Source organism: Haladaptatus caseinilyticus (assembly GCF_026248685.1).
In the GTDB taxonomy this organism is placed as follows: Archaea; Halobacteriota; Halobacteria; order Halobacteriales; family Haladaptataceae; genus Haladaptatus; species Haladaptatus caseinilyticus.
This window is the reverse complement of the sequence record NZ_CP111042.1, coordinates 131,316-147,466: the sequence shown is the minus strand read 5'-3', so window position 1 is coordinate 147,466 and position 16,151 is coordinate 131,316. Positions and strand designations below refer to the sequence as shown.

General features: G+C 51.3%; 18 protein-coding genes, 1 tRNA gene and 2 pseudogenes. 12 read left to right on the top strand and 9 right to left on the bottom strand.

The annotated features are described in order from the left end of the window. Positions 1-93: 93 nt before the first annotated feature. From OOF89_RS23250 to OOF89_RS23230, 5 genes are all read left to right on the top strand, one after another. Positions 94-447 carry an HTH domain-containing protein gene (locus OOF89_RS23250; protein ID WP_266083333.1) on the top strand — a complete coding sequence of 118 codons (354 nt, stop codon included), beginning with the start codon at positions 94-96 and terminating at the stop codon, positions 445-447. Beyond that, entirely contained in the window at positions 444-878 is a 435-nt protein-coding gene (locus tag OOF89_RS23245) for a type II toxin-antitoxin system VapC family toxin (protein ID WP_266083332.1), read from the top strand. Before OOF89_RS23250 ends, OOF89_RS23245 begins: the two co-directional genes overlap by 4 nt. 181 nt (positions 879-1,059) lie before the next feature. Beyond that, positions 1,060-2,136, top strand: coding sequence for a peptide chain release factor aRF-1 (gene prf1 / locus OOF89_RS23240; protein WP_266083331.1), 1,077 nt, complete (start codon positions 1,060-1,062; stop codon positions 2,134-2,136). 80 nt (positions 2,137-2,216) lie between these two features. Next, positions 2,217-2,290: transfer RNA gene (locus OOF89_RS23235), tRNA-Thr, on the top strand. 179 nt (positions 2,291-2,469) lie between these two features. Next, positions 2,470-3,345 (top strand): hypothetical protein, encoded by an 876-nt coding sequence (locus OOF89_RS23230; protein ID WP_266083330.1) that lies wholly within the window; start codon positions 2,470-2,472, stop codon positions 3,343-3,345. A gap of 303 nt (positions 3,346-3,648) precedes the next feature. On the opposite strand, the gene OOF89_RS23225 is transcribed toward OOF89_RS23230, so the two are convergent. Then, positions 3,649-4,329: a DUF4336 domain-containing protein gene (locus OOF89_RS23225; protein ID WP_266083329.1), complete on the bottom strand. Its 681-nt coding sequence runs from the start codon at positions 4,327-4,329 to the stop codon at positions 3,649-3,651. A 41-nt stretch (positions 4,330-4,370) separates the two neighbouring features. On the opposite strand from OOF89_RS23225, the pseudogene OOF89_RS23220 reads away from it, so the two are divergent. Continuing rightward, a pseudogene (locus tag OOF89_RS23220) lies at positions 4,371-4,733 on the top strand (FAD-dependent thymidylate synthase); the annotation flags it as partial. A 92-nt stretch (positions 4,734-4,825) separates the two neighbouring features. Continuing rightward, a complete protein-coding gene (locus OOF89_RS23215) occupies positions 4,826-5,146 on the top strand; it encodes a hypothetical protein (RefSeq protein ID WP_266083328.1) in 321 nt (106 codons plus the stop codon). A 285-nt stretch (positions 5,147-5,431) separates the two neighbouring features. Here OOF89_RS23215 and OOF89_RS24585 read toward each other — a convergent pair whose 3' ends face one another. From OOF89_RS24585 to OOF89_RS23195, 4 genes and pseudogenes are all read right to left on the bottom strand, one after another. Next, entirely contained in the window at positions 5,432-5,566 is a 135-nt protein-coding gene (locus OOF89_RS24585) for a hypothetical protein (protein WP_328517219.1), read from the bottom strand. 194 nt (positions 5,567-5,760) lie between these two features. Continuing rightward, the gene (locus tag OOF89_RS23210) at positions 5,761-6,759 is read right to left on the bottom strand and encodes a zinc-binding dehydrogenase (protein ID WP_266083327.1); all 999 of its coding nucleotides are present in this window, start codon (positions 6,757-6,759) and stop codon (positions 5,761-5,763) included. A gap of 819 nt (positions 6,760-7,578) precedes the next feature. Then, a pseudogene (locus OOF89_RS23200) lies at positions 7,579-7,875 on the bottom strand (zinc-binding dehydrogenase); the annotation flags it as partial. Positions 7,876-7,940: 65 nt separating this feature from the next. Continuing rightward, positions 7,941-8,234: an amphi-Trp domain-containing protein gene (locus OOF89_RS23195; protein ID WP_266083325.1), complete on the bottom strand. Its 294-nt coding sequence runs from the start codon at positions 8,232-8,234 to the stop codon at positions 7,941-7,943. A 132-nt stretch (positions 8,235-8,366) separates the two neighbouring features. Between OOF89_RS23195 and OOF89_RS23190 the strand changes: the two genes are divergently transcribed. Both OOF89_RS23190 and OOF89_RS23185 read left to right on the top strand, forming a co-directional pair. Further along, positions 8,367-8,747, top strand: a complete 381-nt coding sequence (locus OOF89_RS23190; protein ID WP_266083324.1) for a hypothetical protein — start codon at positions 8,367-8,369, stop codon at positions 8,745-8,747. Between the two features lie 158 nt (positions 8,748-8,905). Continuing rightward, positions 8,906-9,874, top strand: a complete 969-nt coding sequence (locus OOF89_RS23185; RefSeq protein WP_266083323.1) for a BadF/BadG/BcrA/BcrD ATPase family protein — start codon at positions 8,906-8,908, stop codon at positions 9,872-9,874. A gap of 42 nt (positions 9,875-9,916) precedes the next feature. On the opposite strand, the gene OOF89_RS23180 is transcribed toward OOF89_RS23185, so the two are convergent. From OOF89_RS23180 to OOF89_RS23165, 4 genes are all read right to left on the bottom strand, one after another. After that, positions 9,917-10,615, bottom strand: a complete 699-nt coding sequence (locus tag OOF89_RS23180) for an HAD family hydrolase (protein ID WP_266083322.1) — start codon at positions 10,613-10,615, stop codon at positions 9,917-9,919. A gap of 114 nt (positions 10,616-10,729) precedes the next feature. Beyond that, the gene (locus tag OOF89_RS23175) at positions 10,730-11,047 is read right to left on the bottom strand and encodes an AtuA-related protein (RefSeq protein ID WP_266083321.1); all 318 of its coding nucleotides are present in this window, start codon (positions 11,045-11,047) and stop codon (positions 10,730-10,732) included. After that, positions 11,048-12,397 carry an acyclic terpene utilization AtuA family protein gene (locus tag OOF89_RS23170; protein ID WP_266083320.1) on the bottom strand — a complete coding sequence of 450 codons (1,350 nt, stop codon included), beginning with the start codon at positions 12,395-12,397 and terminating at the stop codon, positions 11,048-11,050. A 14-nt stretch (positions 12,398-12,411) separates the two neighbouring features. Then, complete coding sequence (locus OOF89_RS23165; protein ID WP_266083319.1) at positions 12,412-13,842, bottom strand: CitMHS family transporter; 1,431 nt, start codon at positions 13,840-13,842, stop codon at positions 12,412-12,414. A gap of 103 nt (positions 13,843-13,945) precedes the next feature. Between OOF89_RS23165 and OOF89_RS23160 the strand changes: the two genes are divergently transcribed. The 3 genes from OOF89_RS23160 (at position 13,946) to OOF89_RS23150 (ending at position 15,991) form a co-directional block, all read left to right on the top strand. Continuing rightward, positions 13,946-14,305 (top strand): hypothetical protein, encoded by a 360-nt coding sequence (locus OOF89_RS23160; RefSeq protein ID WP_266083318.1) that lies wholly within the window; start codon positions 13,946-13,948, stop codon positions 14,303-14,305. 37 nt (positions 14,306-14,342) lie between these two features. Further along, a complete protein-coding gene (locus OOF89_RS23155) occupies positions 14,343-14,483 on the top strand; it encodes a hypothetical protein (protein WP_266083317.1) in 141 nt (46 codons plus the stop codon). A 188-nt stretch (positions 14,484-14,671) separates the two neighbouring features. Further along, positions 14,672-15,991: an RNA-guided endonuclease InsQ/TnpB family protein gene (locus OOF89_RS23150; protein ID WP_266083316.1), complete on the top strand. Its 1,320-nt coding sequence runs from the start codon at positions 14,672-14,674 to the stop codon at positions 15,989-15,991. The last annotated feature ends 160 nt before the right edge of the window (positions 15,992-16,151 follow it).

The following is a 16,151-nucleotide window of genomic DNA, read 5'->3' as shown; positions in this document are numbered from 1 at the left end:
CACCGGTCTTCCCGCCATATGGCCATAAAGGTTGGTATTCACCACATGGCATACACCAACAGGACTATACTTCGGTAGTGTGTACTGTAGAGTATGTCCAAAGATCGCAATGATTCTGGGCGGTACGTCGAGACGGTGACGCTCGCCGACGTACTCGCTATCTTCGAGGAAGTGGAGGGACCAGTGGTGACCTCCGGTGATGTTGCCGATGCCCTTGAGTGTTCACGAGAGACAGCCCGGCGGAAGCTTGGGCAACTCGAGGATCAGGGTCGAGTGAAGAGTCGCCAGACTGCTGGAAGAGTCGTGTGGTGGCTAGTCGATGAGGATTCGGTGAATGAGGTTGATCCGAGTGACCCAGTCTTTTCACGGACGACCTACAGCTCTGGAGAGCCCACTGATGCGTCTGAGCACGTGGATGATATCCTCTATGGGAAGGGTTCAGAATGAGTCGTCCACTGCCGCTGTTCGTGGATACTGGTGGATTGTACGCTGCCTTTGATAAGGATGATGTGAATCACGACGCAGCGAATGCAGTCTTCGATGGGATGGAATCGGGTGAATATGGACCGGTGTTCACCAGTCGGTATGTGCTTTCAGAGTTTGCGACACTCATGCTGTACCAGATTGGACACACAGCAGCTGTTGAAGCGCTTTCGACGGTTCGGCAGTCGAAGACGTTCAATATCCTCCCAGTAGGTAAACAGACGTTTGATTCAGCTTGTGAAGAGTTCGAGCGTTTCGACGACCAGCAAATTTCGTTTATCGATCAGACGAGTGCGGTGCTTGCTCGAGAGCACGAGATAGAGCATCTATTCGCCTTCGACAGTGATTTTTCGACAATGGGATTCGAGCGGGTGCCAGTCGATACAGAGGCGTAACTCTCCAGAATTCTTTTAGCTGAGCGGTTCCTGTGTTATGATATGCACCGCTCACATTCGTGCATCAGTACGGTCTTGCAGTCGATGAGCGGCATCTCTCTGTTTTCATAGCTGGTGGCAGGGGTCGTTAGGTCGGCCTCACGGGATCGCCAATCAACTACTCATAAGCCACCAGTATACAATGTCACAACCATACGATCTTCGCGACCAGATCGACCAACTTGAGTCACTCACCGGCGACGGTACTGAGCTCGTCACCGTTACCGTTCCCAACGGCAAATCGTTGGGTTCAATTCGAGAACGAATCGCCCAGGAATACGCGAGTGCTGAGAATATCAAATCCGACCAGACACAAGACCACGTTCAGCAAGCACTCAAGCGTGTCCAGCGGATCCTCCGTCGATACGAAAGGACACCAGAGAATGGACTCGTGGTCTATGCAGGTGTCGTTGAGGGTGAGTTAATCTCGACTGCCTTCGATGACTTGCTGACTCCAGTGGCCGAGTCGACGTACCGATGTGACGATCACTTTGATCTCACACCGCTGATTGAAGCAGTGACGCCGAATGAGACCTTTGGACTCATCGTCATCGAACGTGGTGGCGCTGCCATCGGACGACTTGTTGGAGAACGGATCATCCCGATACAGACGTTCGAAAGCCAAGTAATGGGGAAGTCGCGGGCGGGTGGTCAGTCTGCACAGCGGTTCGAGCGCGACCGCGAACGGCAAGTCCACGAGTTCTTCCAGCAAGTCGGAGATATCGCCACCGATGCGTTTACCGGTAACGAGGGCACGGTTACCGGCCTTGTCGTTGGGGGAACGCTCGCGACGGCAAAGCAGTTCGTCTCGGACAGCTACCTTGACCATCGGTTGCGCAATCGGCTGCTCGGAACGTACTCGGTTGAGTATGCAACTGTGCAAGGGTTGGACCAGCTTGTCGAGAAAGCGGATGAGCAACTGCTCGACGCCGAACAGCGAGAAGGACGCAAGCACCTTGATGAGTTCTATTCGCGGCTTCGAAATGGCGATCTGGTTGCATATGGTGCCGAAGAGGTAGAGCGAGCGACCGACTTCGGAGCGGTTGAGTCGATACTTATTGCATCGACAGTACCGCGAGACCAACGAGAAGAGTTGGAAACAGCTGTCGAACAGCAGGGTGGCAACGGATATGTGATAAACAGTGATACCGAACGTGGATCCCAGTTCGTGACTGCCTTCAGTGGTGTTGGAGCACTACTGCGGTTTCCGATAAAGTAAGGTAACCAAGCAAGTTCTAGCCTCTTGGTTTTGAGATGTGAAACGAAAATCCTTTGCCGAAGATGACTTATTTTGAGAGTGCCTTGGTAGCTCAGGCTGGCAGAGCAACTCCTTTGTAAGGAGTCGGCCGAGAGTTCAAATCTCTCCTAAGGCTTTCGCTACAGAGTTTGAATGGAGCATGTAAGAGAGGATCTTCAAGAAGATTCTCAGAAGTTAGTATGCGCTACTAATGAAAGTACATTTCAACCCCTTAAATTCTTAGAAAAGACAAAAAGACCAGCGTGGACTCATTCGTCCGGTAGTATTTTCAACAACTGCGAGGAACTAGTGAGTATGGCGACACGTACTGAATCTCGGGGTGATCTATCGAACGGTGAACGCCCCGATACGTTGTATGCGTTCGTCGCTGGTCTCTACGTTGCCATCCTCCTCACCCCGATAGCCATTCTGGGGATTTCAACGGTGAGTGCGGACGGTGCCACCCTGTACGTCAGTTTTCTCGTTTCTGTCACCCTCTTGGGAATCATTGCTGGGTGGCTGATTTCTCACACACCTGGACTCGCAGTTCGGCTTGGTCGCCACAACATGATTTGGCTACTCGTTGCGGTTCCATTTATCCCCTTTGTCGGTGTTTTTGCAGCAGCAGGAATCGGTATTTCGCCACCCAGTATTGCAGTTGTACTTGCAATGGTGACAATGATCGGTGGGATGTTTACGGGTCTGCCTCTTGTCACGATGAGCCGAAATAGATACACAACTGCTGCGCTTGCAGGGACGACTGAGATCACAGCGTGGGAAGGACGATGGCCACAACGGTGGCGGTGGATTGCAATTGGTACGATGATTATCGCGATTATCGGTGGTAGTGCTGGTATCATTGCGCAGGTTGTGTTTGGCGTCGAGTGGGCCGGAGATCTCTACTTGCTAATGGTGCTCTGGGCACCGCTTGCAGGCGCAGCGAACCCACGGACGTTTCGTGTTACCGATGCTGGCCTCGTTGTTGATCGACCGATGCTGCATCGGTTCCGACCGTGGACTGGGCTCACGGGCTATTCACTCAGCGACGAGGCACTGGTGATTCACCGAAAGGGATGGTGGCGTCAGAACCTCCGGTGTGATCGTGACGATATCGAGGATGTTGATGCAGTCACAGCAGCACTCGACACGGTGATAGCTGACCATACTCGGTCGTTCTCAAAGGAAATTTGACTGTCTTATCTTTTAACAATAGCACAAAGCATTTATCGAATCCCACTAAGCCGGTAGATGTGGCGCGGTTGCCTCTGACACCCTGAATGGGTCTCGCGTGGGTCTGGCACCATCACTCCCGATCCACACGCCCTCTCCTCGCCACCCCTCCTTCCTGCTCAAACGCGTGCCATAGTGTGCCCGAGTAGGGAAAGACAACTGATCCAGTCATGTCTCTATTACCCAATTCAACCCCGGAGATCGACATTGAGCAAGCTGGCGATATTAGAGGCCAAACATCATGCAGAATTCGAATTTACTCGGTCAATATAGCCAATCGAACGCCTCACGAAACCTTCGCTTTGGATTGTGCTCGACAACGCTACCGTGGCCGACAATGACTCGTTCGAAGTCCCACTCAAGGATCTGGTCGATTGAGTGGCGTGCTGCGGCCTCGTTTTTCATCATGTGCCGAAGATCAAGGGGGACAGATAGATCACCATACATGCCGAGAAGCTGTGTGGCAAGCCTTGTTTTGAGCGGCGTTTTCGGACCGAGATTGTAGCAGATATCACCGATGATCAGTGTCTTACTTGGTCGATGAAAGAATTCGATTTCGGTAATCCAAAAGGCGCCAAGGAACGCCGTCTGGTCGATGACATCACTCCAGCGTTCGTCAGGGGTGCTGCCAAGAAGACCATCGAATACAAGGTCTGTGCGGCGACGATCAAGGCCAGGTGCAGCGAATAACTTCGCGTCTGGAAATGTATATTTGTAGTCTTTCATGTGGAGATGACCGTGGAGTTTACTCGATGGTGTCACATACCTCACTGTCCCGAGATCGTTCAGTGCCGCAATTCTGTCTTCGGTCAATGATGCTGGTGAGTTTACGAATAGCTCACCATTCGGAAGTCGAACAACAACCATATTCCGACCGATCTGGAGCCCGTAAAATGATAACGGTTCTGAGAGAACGAATATGTTTGAAGCCAGCTCGGTGAACATATCCTGTAATCGTTGCAGCAATAGAAAGAGATTCGGTACAAATGAGAGTTAATTCGTTTATTCCGTTCATCGTGCGTTCCGGTCGATTTGACCGACGTGGAAGCCGGAACGATGGTTGTTACACCACCCTCAGCGACGGATGCGAACTGGATTGGGCGCAATCAGAAGGGGGGACGGTCGATGAGGAGATGGTTGCAAAGCGAGAAGAGCTATTCCGGCGATCCGTTCGCAGTTCAGTCGAAGACTATCAGGAATTGCTTGAGCTTGGAATGCCACCAGAAGATGCTCGATTCGTGTTGCCGATCGGGACGAAAGTCAATCTCGTGATGGCACTGAACGTCCGGATGCTGATGCACGTCGCTGATATGCAGGCAGCAGCCGATAGTCAGTGGGAAGCACGAGACTCACACTTCAATAGATTGATTTGTATAGATATATTTTACACTCTTATAAATACAATATTATATTTTCTGTTAGTAAAATAGTTTTATTGTATATGGAATTCGATGATGGTGAGCTAGAGTTTGGGCTAGCCCTCGAGATCGAGAGAGGCGCGCCGATCTCAGTTAACCATCCAAATGGAGAAAAGCGGTGGACACCCGACTGTATCGTTCGGGCGAAAGATGGGTGGGACGGGCGTGTGCTAGCGAGATATTACTGTGAGATCAAAACAGGAAATGCGTCGTTCAAGCGGTCGCAGGTTGTGGTGATGGAGGAATTGGCAGTCCAAGAGCGAGTGCTGAAGATTCGAGTGAAGATTGATGAGTTGCCCGAGCAGTATTCACTTCAGATCAACGATATAAAACCAGCGGAATGACTTTCTGGCTGTGAGACAGCACAGGACAATCACCAAGAGCAGCGAGTTCCGACAGTCCCTCTATCGAGACAGGCCGAAGAAACGCAACGAGCGACGATAGTGGGAGTGCCAGTGGATGCATTGGTTGGGGTGCCCACTGGATTCACGCAGAGTTGGGTGCTATACTGGGGGTGCCCCTAGACGAGATACCAAGGTTTCAATGAATGTGCGAGTGGAGTAGTAAAGCACTGTGAGACTGTCCACGGGGGATAAGCGCAGCCAACCCAGAGTTGCTTTGTCCAAACTCTAGACTGTCCGTTCCCGACCAGTAGAACAGACGTTGGGAGTGTAACAGTCCGTGGGACTGTCATCCAGACCCCAACGGGTGAATGTTGTCCCGTGATCCGCGTCGCCGAACTCGTGGTACTGCCAGGCGTGAATGAGTTCGTGCCGGACTGTGGAACTGAATTGCTCCCATCCGTGTTACTGGTAAGCCTTCCAGGTCAGCGCGATTGTGATTGCCTCTGTTGCAGGGTCGTACTTCGTGACGCCTGCCTGTCGTTGGGCTCGGTATAAAATGTTAGTCGATGCTTCGAACGGATTGATATGGGCGAGAAAATAGTTGAGACAGTGGTTCAGTCGTTAACGAGCAGTAGTTTTCCAGTGAAATTCCCTTTTTCTGCTCGACGGTGTGCGGCCGCTACTTGTTCGAAAGTGAATCGTTCGTCAATATGGGGTTCGACGGCACCATCATCGACAAGTGTCGCGATGGTCTCGAGTTCTTCACCGATGTGGCTCTGATGTTTGCCCAGCAATACCGGGAGGATGACTAATACTACCCCTAGTTCGAGCGAATTTGCATGCATCGCCGAGAGGTCCTGCGTTGAACTCGATTCGGTGGTTACAACGGTCCCAAACGGACGAACCGCTTCGAAGGCTGTTTGAAGATGGTCGTCTCCGATAGGATCGAACACGATGTCAAATCCATGATCGTTAGCATGATCGTTCACATATGTCCCGACATCGGTCGACGTGTAGTCCACTGTCGCATCGGCTCCGAGTTTAGTCGCAAGGGCACGTTTTTCCTCTGAGGATCCAGTTGCGGTAATGTTTGCTCCGAACCAGCGTGCAAGCTGAACGCCGATGTGACCAACACCACCACTAGCCCCATAGATGATCACCTCATCGTCAATGTCGACTTTTGTCTTGTCTGCGAGCATCTCCCACGCCGTGAGTGCGACGACTGGCAGGGAGGCTGCATCCTTGAGAGGTAGCGTCTCTGGCGCGTGAGCAAACGTGTCCACATGGCCAGTAACGTAGTCAGCGAGGGTTCCTTGCTGGCCGGCCCCACCAGGCATCCCATACACCTCGTCACCCTCTTCGAACCGCTCTACGTTTGCGCCAACAGAATCTACGATTCCCGCAACGTCACAATGAAGAATCGCTGGGAAATTAGGGCTAAAATCGGGGAGGTCCCCACGGCGAATCTTGTAATCAACCGGGTTGACACTCGATGCGACAGTTTCTATGCGAATTTCGTCTGGTTCTGGATCGGGAATCTCGACTGTTGTCTCCGTAAAGACATCTGGATTGCCGTATTCTTCTATTGTATAGGCAGTCATCTCCGAAGTCATAGTGACTTGGCTTTTGGCGTCCAGAATTGAGTAAGTCTCGTTTCCGGAAGCTGATGACAGGATGCGAAATCCTTAGCACGGGAATGTGAGTTTGGACAACAGCCATTCATCGTCGGTGAATCAAACAATAACAGACGAGGGCGTCAATCAGTGTATACAATTAAAAACGAGAGCGGGTGATTAGTTCGGCAGTTCTTTCCGTCCAGTTTAAACGCATGGCCAGCACGGGAAGTCACCGAGGCCATTGCAATCACATCCCCACAAGCAGTTCTTAAGCCCACCACGGTTGGCTGGGCGTAGCAACCGTCTCCAATCGGTGGTTATTATACGCTATGATTTTTCAGGATAGTTATTAACTGCATTTTTAACCATGCAGTTCGCGTTGTATGATATGGCTACTCACGACAATTTGGGCGGTGTTTCGAATGATGTGACGTTACCCAACGTCGTGCCATTTGACCTCTCCCAATTGACCCGATTGAGTTGGGAACTGGGGTCACAAACTGTCGAGAACAACGCTTCAGCATGCCACAGTCAATGGTACCACGAAAAGGAATGGGAACTGTCGATATTTCAAGCGACAAATAATACTGTGATTTTGCGGATCTCAACTCCGGTTGGGAGAGAACAGTTCTATGGGGCTGCCCAAATGGATCTAACCATGGCACTCCCTCGGCTTACGTCATCACCCCACTGGCAAAAGACCGGATAATCGACGCTACTTGCCCAGCACCTAGTGGTTCTGACAGCTCATAGTGAACACGGTACAGATATCGCTACTGTTCTTCTACGCGATAAAATTGTTAGCTAGAAAAATATCTAGCTGAAGTCACTGCAAACGAGAATCCCCATCGTATCGTAGTCCCTCATTGCCGCGAGTTTGTCTGGAACTTCATCGATCGAGATGGTTTCCGACACGAGTTCGGTCGGGTCAAGCATACCCGTCTTGATCATATCCAACATCTCGGAGTACCGTGATGGTTGAAGACCGAGCGAGCCACGGAAATCAGTCTCTTTGGCTACGAATTCGTCGGTCGGCAGCGGCATTTGGCCCGCTTCCTCGGAGGTCGTCAGTCCAACCTGAACGTGTCGCCCGCCGTTTTTGAGTGAGTTCACTCATATCGCTGAATGAACGGATGCGATTTTCCGACGATTGGCTACTACTGAGGCCGCCAACCGTGTCATTCGTCAGACGATACCGGTTCGCCGTCTTCCATTCGCCATTCGAGTTCGACTTCGAACTCAGCCTCGTCGTCGGTAACCTCATACTCGACTTCCAGTTCGAAATGCTCTGGAACCGCGACCGTGAAACCGTTGTCTCCTTCGATGTCGATTGTTCCGTTCTCCACACCATCTGCGACTTCGCGGAGGATCCTCGCACCATCTGCCCGACTCATTACTTTCTCACCTTCACGTTCCGTCTCATCGTCTGGCGATTTCGCTTCGGTCTTGGATTCCTCGTCGTCGTTTCCCATACCAAACCTGCAACGGCTGTCAATAAAACAGCTCGGGCTTCATATCCGCGCAGTTTGATCGGTGGTAGTAACCAATTCCACCGAAGCACCACCGAGAAGGTTCTTATTTTCTCAAGTAGTAATACAACATCTATGGTCTCTACAGAACTCTTTTCTAAAGGGTTGTTCGAGCGCGATCTTCACGCAGGAGGATGGTGGCTAGTGACACTTGCAATTCCTGTTCTATTCACTCTCTGGCTCGTTGTGACTGTTTTCACGATGGGTATTGCTAGATTTGTTTCGCTCAATGTCTCTGGGTACTTGACGACGTATCCTGCTGGTGGAATCGTCCTCGTGAGTTACGCAGCTGCACTGCTCTCCCTGCCTGCTGTGTATTCTGACCGCCAATATGTCCGGAAACACTCCGAGTGGAAGCCAACCATTCTCTATTATCTCATGGTCATTCCGCTGCTCAATGTCCCGATTGCATGCCTCTATCTGTTCTTTCAGCATCGGCATATCGGAATTCCGTGATAGTCTCAGTATGCGCTCTGACGGAGAACGAGAGTGAACACAACGAACAGGATAATTTGCGGAGCAAACGAGTGATGACAATATTCTTCGAGTGATTCGTGAGTCCGAGTTTCAGATGACCAGAGGATTTATCTTGACAATCTACGCCAATGAGATCAATGAGCAACGATGTAGTGGTTGGACTCGATGGAGGTGGCACTCAGACACGCGTTGCCGTTGCCGATCTCGACGGACATATATTGGGAGTTGCTAAGCGAGGTGGCGCGAGTACCGAGTTTAACGATTCGAAGGTGGCTCGACAGAACCTCCGTGAGGGTGTTCGGACCGCGCTCGCCGACGCAGAGCAATCGCCAAGTGATGTGGTAGCACTCACAGCCGGGGTAGGGAGTCTCAACATCTCCGATGATTACACGCCGACTGAGCAAGCCCTGGACATTGATGGACTCGCCTGCGAGCCCCATGTAGTCACCGACGAAGAGATAGCTCACATCGGAGCATTCCGGAACAACCCAGGCATCGTTGCAATCTGTGGCACTGGCTCTCTCGTGTTCGGAATCACAGCTGACGGAAAGCAAATCAGCAACTACGATTTCATACAGTACGCCCGTGCCGGTGCACACAATCTCGGTGAACGGGCACTCCATGCAATACTTGGCAGCGAAACGCCCGTAGAATGGATACTCGGGGATCAACTCTTAGAACACTGGGGCTGTGATTCAGTGCCCGAGCTTAGGACGGCCGTCTGCGATGAGGATAGATTCACCAACGTGCCATCTGGGAATCCACTCGACAGCGTTGCACCATTGATCACGGCTGCCGCTGAAGATGGTGATCCCATTGCACGGACGATATGTAATGACGCTATCGCAGAGGTAGTGACCGGCGTTCGTCTCGTTGGTGGATTCCTCGACAACCCAGTGACTGTCGCTTCGGCAGGAAGCGTGCTCCGAAGTGGGTACATGAGCGCCGAATTCCGCCGACAAGTCGCGGATGTTGAGAACTATCGTGTTGTGGAACCAGCGATGAGTCCTGTCGCAGGTGCAGTCTTTGACGCCATCGACCGCGTGGCTGACACCAACGATGCAGTGGTAGAGTGGCTAACGGATCACGTTATCGGGCAAGCCTGAAATAAAGATGATCCTAATCGACTGGCGCCCTAATCAGATTTCCTAATTATTAGACTCAACATTGAGAATGTCACCAAACTCGTGGAAACTTTCAACGGTAAGATGCGGCTCATCCAAAAACGCTTCCCACTCTGTTCCTCTTCGATTGAGCCACACTCCTTGCATTCCAGATTGCATCGCACCATGCACATCGTTCCACGAGGCAGTCACATGCGCAAGTCCCGTGATGGGGGTCTCCGTTCGGACAGCGGCATGTCGATACAATCGTTGGTCTGGTTTGTAGAGCCCAATCTCCGAGGCACTGACCGTTTCCGAAATGATGTCATCAATTTCGGCGTGGTCAATTAACGTTGCAAGCATATCGAGACCACCATTCGAGAGCACATAGACTTCATAGCCATGATCAGTGAGACGTTTGAGTCCAGTGCGAACGTCATCAAAGACAGTCAGTCGATCAAGGGCAGTGAGGATGTCCTCTTGGTCTGTTGGAGAAACGGATGCACCCACCGATTGAAGCGCATAATTGAGCGAGTGACGGTATTTCTCCCTGCAGGGACGGAATTCATCGAACTGAGTGGCAGTGATGCCATAGATCTTCGATCGTTGGAACCAGATCGTCGCAGCTTCTCGTGCTTTCTCGGTATACTCGGCGAGTGCATCCTCTAACGAACGCATATCGACGAGTGTACTATACGAGTCCACCAAGACCGTCTCAACGCGAGCTGCGTCAAACGAGTTCATAGCAGTGTGATATCGACAACAGCGGATAAGGTTAGGCATGGATGACCTTAAATGGAAAATAGAATTTCAACGACACCAACATCAATCCCTCGGATGTCTTTATCAGTATAATAATTATTTCTCGACATCAACCACGATATCAAGTAACGCATATGAGAGAGACTTTCCATGTGTGTCGACCCGCACTGAGGTCGTTACACCACCCGCAAGAGCACCTTCAAGAACAAAATTGAACCCGTTCAGTTGAGGGAGATCATACCGAGTAACGGAACCTTCGATGATTTCTTCGAGTTCATTTTCAACACGAGCTGCAGTCAGCTCTTTTTTGAGGATTTGATAGCTGTCATCGTCGTATCCAAAGACACCGATATTAGAAGTATCTCCTTTATCACCAGCCCGTGCATGAGCGAGTTCGTGAACTGGAATTCCCATCTATTTCACCTCCTCAATACACACATCATGATGAACGTGATTTCGGTCAATTAGCGTGGATACAATTCCTAGCACAGGCTTTGTTCGCATTGTTACGCCACCTCCTCCAGCAGGACCGTTTGTATACAGTGTTTGCACTTCTCGTCCAATTTCGGCCGCATTAGTACTGGTTTCACACTTTCCAGCAACCCGGAGGCGAACTTCATATGGACTCGATTGATCTCGACCGCGGCCTTCGTGCAGTGAGTCGACTCCCATGATATCCACCCGAAGGTCATCAATTGGGAAATCTCGCGCAACCAATCGTTTGCGGACTGTGTCACCAGCTAATCGAGCACGTTGTTCTGCGTTGGGTCCTGCATACGAGATCTGACCCTCTCCAAGAACTCCATCTTCATATCCAATATTGACTTTGAGTGTCTCTGGTTTGGGATCCGCTGTAGCACCAGACACCTGAACCTGATCCGTTCCAACTTGCTCAAACGAGACGTTCGAAAAATCAGCGATGGCATCGGGTGTCAGGTATGCACTGGGATCGTGAACCTCGTAGAGAATCTGTTCTTTGCAGGTTCGGAGCGTCACTTTCCCACCTGAGTTAGGGAGCTTCATGATCGTAACATCGCCATCGACTGTGACCTCAGCTATGGGGAAGCCGAGAGTCTCGAGATTGGGAACATCCTTGTAATCGGGATCTGCGAAATACCCTCCCGTGACTTGCCCAGCACACTCCAATAAATGCGCACAGGCAATTCCTTGGCCGATTTGATCCGCATCTGTGGGGTTCGTAAGATCCCAACCGTGCTCATAGACCATTGGAGCAAGAAAGAGGGACGGGTCCGCAACGCGACCAGTAATAATCACGTCAGCATCGTCATTGAGTGCATCGAGAATGCCCTGAACACCCAAATACGCATTCGCAGAAACACAATTCTCCTGATACTGTGTTGTTGATTCACCAGAGAACGTTTGCTCTTCAAAATGGTCGAATCGGTCACGAACTGCTGAACCAGCGACACTCGCAACCGAAAGGTCCGAAATCCCGAGTTCGGTTGCGATATCGATAACCCGTTTGCGAGCCGCTTCTGGGTTTGCAGCACCCATGTTCGTAATGATCCGTGTATTGTTCTCCACACAAGACGGGAGGACAGCTTCCATTCGTCGTGACAGAAGTGGAGTGTATCCCGTCGATGGGTCATCCATCTTTCGTCGTTGAGCGTTTGCAATCGTTCGTTCAGCAAGACACTCGAATACCAAATAGTCGAGGTCAGCCTGGTCAGCGAGTGCCGTTGCTGGATCGATTCGATCACCGGCAAAGCCAGCGCCCGTTCCAATCGTGAGGTGGTCAGTCATACGATTGCCCACCATTAGATTGGAATTCCACCCGTAAGTATCCCAACAGCCAGTATCACGAGTGACGTTATCCACATGTACGGGAATGTAAATCGGATATGCTCACCGAGTTCGACTTCGGCTAATCCGATGAGTAAGAACGTCGCTCCAGTGAGCGGTGAAATGGGGAATCCAACCGTCATTTGACCAACGATAGCTGCACGAACCATCGCAACTTGTGAGAAACCGAATTGAGTCCCTGTTTCAGCAACGACTGGAAGCACCCCAAAATAGAACGCGTCAGGACTGAAGAGGAGACTTGCGGGCATCGCGATAATCCCGAGTACGACTGGTAAGAAATTCCCGAGCGTATCTGGGATAATCATCAGCAGAATCCGTGCCATTTGCTCAATCATCTTACTTTCTTGGAGAACACCGATCAACACGCCTGCAGCAAACAAGATACCGACATAGGTCATGACATCAGCGGCGTACTTCTCCAATACTTCTTTTTGCTGATCGTAATCGCGGACGTTGATGACTAAAGCGGCCACTAATCCAAGCATGAAGGCCACTGCTGGCGAGGTAATTCCAGAGATAAGAGCACCAATGACGAGAACAGTCAGGACGGCATTTATACCCCATTTCCAGTCGATCTCGCCCTCACGGCCATCAAGGGCTTTGTTGACAAGCTGTTGGCGCTGGGTTTGCTCAAAGCCGGATACATCATCACGGATACTCAGACTGAAACGATAGCTAATACCGAGAACCATCGCGAGACCAGCGAGATGGGCAGGGATCATTGGATTATACACATTCGCGATTGTTGCGGGGTCGATTGCACTTACTCCACGAACGACGACACCACCCCAAGGGACCATATTCATCGTTCCAGCTGTCAACCCGACAAGTGCAGCAAGGATTTTCCGATCCACATCGAGAGCATCATAGAGTGGGATCATTGCTGGAATTGTGATCAGCATCGTTGTCGCCCCAGAGCCATCCAAGTGCGTCATCATCGCAATAATTACTGTTCCAACGGTGAGCATCGCCGGGCGATTAGCTACCCCCTGAATGACACGCTTTACTAATGGATCGAAGAGGCCGTATTCGCGCATAAGGCTGAAGTACCACACTGCGAAGGCAAACATCGCGACGATTCCAACGACTCCCTGTAGGCCGCTTTCGGTGAATGATCCAATCTGTTCAAGAGAGAAGCCAGCAATAAGTGCGCCGGCGATTGGGGCGATAATAAGTGTTGGGATGACGTAAAGTTGTTTCCAGATGACTAAGAGCAATACAAGCGCGATTACAGCATATCCCACTAATCCAAGTGCTGTTCCACTAAGTGGCATGACAGCATCCATCACATCGATTATTAATATGACTTTCTGATAGTATTTTACTAAAAATATTAAGATTTGATTGTTGTCAATAGACAGAGGAAACAACTGACGACGATGCACAAGTCAAAGTTTTCGGTAGTAACCGCTCGGTGGGTAGCGGATACGCTGAAGACCGAACGGCCTTCCGAATGCGAACCATCGAACGTCAATTGCATTTTTCGAATTGTACACTCGGACGTTTCACACGTTTTCCGACGTTTCACAAACGAATCAAGGAGACGACTGGGCAACGTGGGCAAACGAATATATTCGTAAATCGAAGCGAATCCTCACGGTCCGACGGAAAGCAGCCCTCTTTTCGTTTCTTCAGTCGTTAGGCGCTACTGGCGTCCGCAGAAAGAACGATGTTGTCATCTCGTTCGAGACATATCCACCTAGTGTTGACAATCCATGGGCGTACTATGCCGTTGAGCATGACCACGTCTGGGAGAAGTTTGCGACAGACTATCTCCAACGAGCAGGGGCATCGGAGTTGCTTACGCAGAACGATGATGGGAAACGCGTCTTCACAAGTCGATTGTGACCCAGTCGTTATGGTTCCTCAGTCCCGAATTAGTAGTATGAGCAGGAACGAATCCGCGCATATTGACGCTCGGGAGTACATTCGAAGTGCCCGTGAGCGGGTTGAAGCGCGAGAAAATGGTGTTGCAGCCGAGAGTCTTTCGGCTGTTGCAGCGCACGTTGCCGATCTTGAAGACTAGCGGTTTATCGATAGTTCGACTTCCTCGGGTTTATACTGAATCAAGGAGAATACCTGACCCTTTAGGGTCAGGATGAATCCGACAACGCCTCCACAGTCCACCGTCGATAGCACGGCCGGATATTCCACCGTTCTCAATCCGAAAATTTCCAAGAGACACGAGTATAAGTACTTATACAGACGTTTAGAATGCTGGAAGCCCACCGCACTCATCGAGCGAAAATTCTCAACCATTCACAGGTAGAGGAACCTCTCGACCGACACGGACGGAGCGCCAGCAAACTCTGGAACGTCGCCAACTACCACTCCCGCAACGTGTGGGATGAAACCGGGGAGATCCCCGACCACGGCGACCTCAAAGACGAGTTGAAGACACATCCAAAATACAAGGGACTGCACAGTCAGTCCAGTCAGCGCGTTCTGGAGGAACTCGCTGAAGCCTTCAACTCGTGGTACGGGAAGAGGAAGTCTGACAATCGAGCGAACCCGCCCGGCTACCGCAAGAAAAACTACTACGACAAGCAGGGTTGGCGCGTCCACGAAGAACACCCACGCAGTACGGTGACGTGGAAGCAATACGGCATCAAACACGACTCGAAGAACAATCGAGTTCGCCTCTCTAAAGGGGCGAATCACAAGGAATACCCCCGAGCGTTGGAGTACATCCTTGTCGAGTACGAAACTCGACCCGGCGTAGAAGTCGAGAATCTGCAACAGGTTCGCGCCGTCTACGACAAGTCAAAGGAACGATGGGAACTACATCTCGTCTGTAAACACGAGATTGAGACGCCCACCGCTCCCGGCGAGAAGACGGCTGGTATTGACCTTGGCATCTGTAACTTCGCGGCGGTCGCGTACAGCACCGAGGACGCAGACTTGTACCCCGGCAATCGACTGAAACAGGATGGCTACTACTTCCCGAAAGAAATCGCCAAGTGCGATGATTCAGGCGGCGAAGAAGCTACGCGACTCCACCACAAGTGGTCTGAGCGTCGCACCCACTTCTTCCACAGCCTCACCAAACACATTGTTGAACGATGTGTCCAGAAGCAGGTTGGCCACATCAACGTCGGGAAACTCGCTGGCGTCCGCGAGGACGAAAACGGTGACTCGAAGAACTGGGGTCGGCACGGAAACCTCGACTTGCACGGGTGGGCGTTCGACCGCTTCACCAAGATTCTCACGTACAAGGCGAAGGTCGAGGGAATCGAAGTCGTAGAAGTGTCTGAGCGCGACACGAGTAAGACGTGTTGCATCTGCGGTAGAGAAGACGATAGTCAGCGTGTTGAGCGCGGCTTGTACGTCTGTGAGAAGTGTGATGCGGCGTTCAACGCTGATGTGAACGGGGCGGAAAACATCCGTCTCGACGTGAACCAAAGTAACTCCGAGTCTTCGGCCAGTTTGGGCGGGGATAGGAGTACCGGCTGGTTGGCACAGCCCGGAGTCTACCTTCACGACTTGTCTTGCGGATTCCAACCGCAGGATCAAGTGGTAGACTGCAAACCGTAATATCCCAACCCAAGCGGTGCGGTGCCGTGGGATTCCCGCGTCTTCAGGCGCGGGAGGATGTCAATGTGGCGTTTGTGACCATATAGTGATTCAGAAAGATTCGAGCAATTAGGACGAGCTATGATGCGTTTGCGAAGTATCGCGGAAGAGTGAGCGCGAT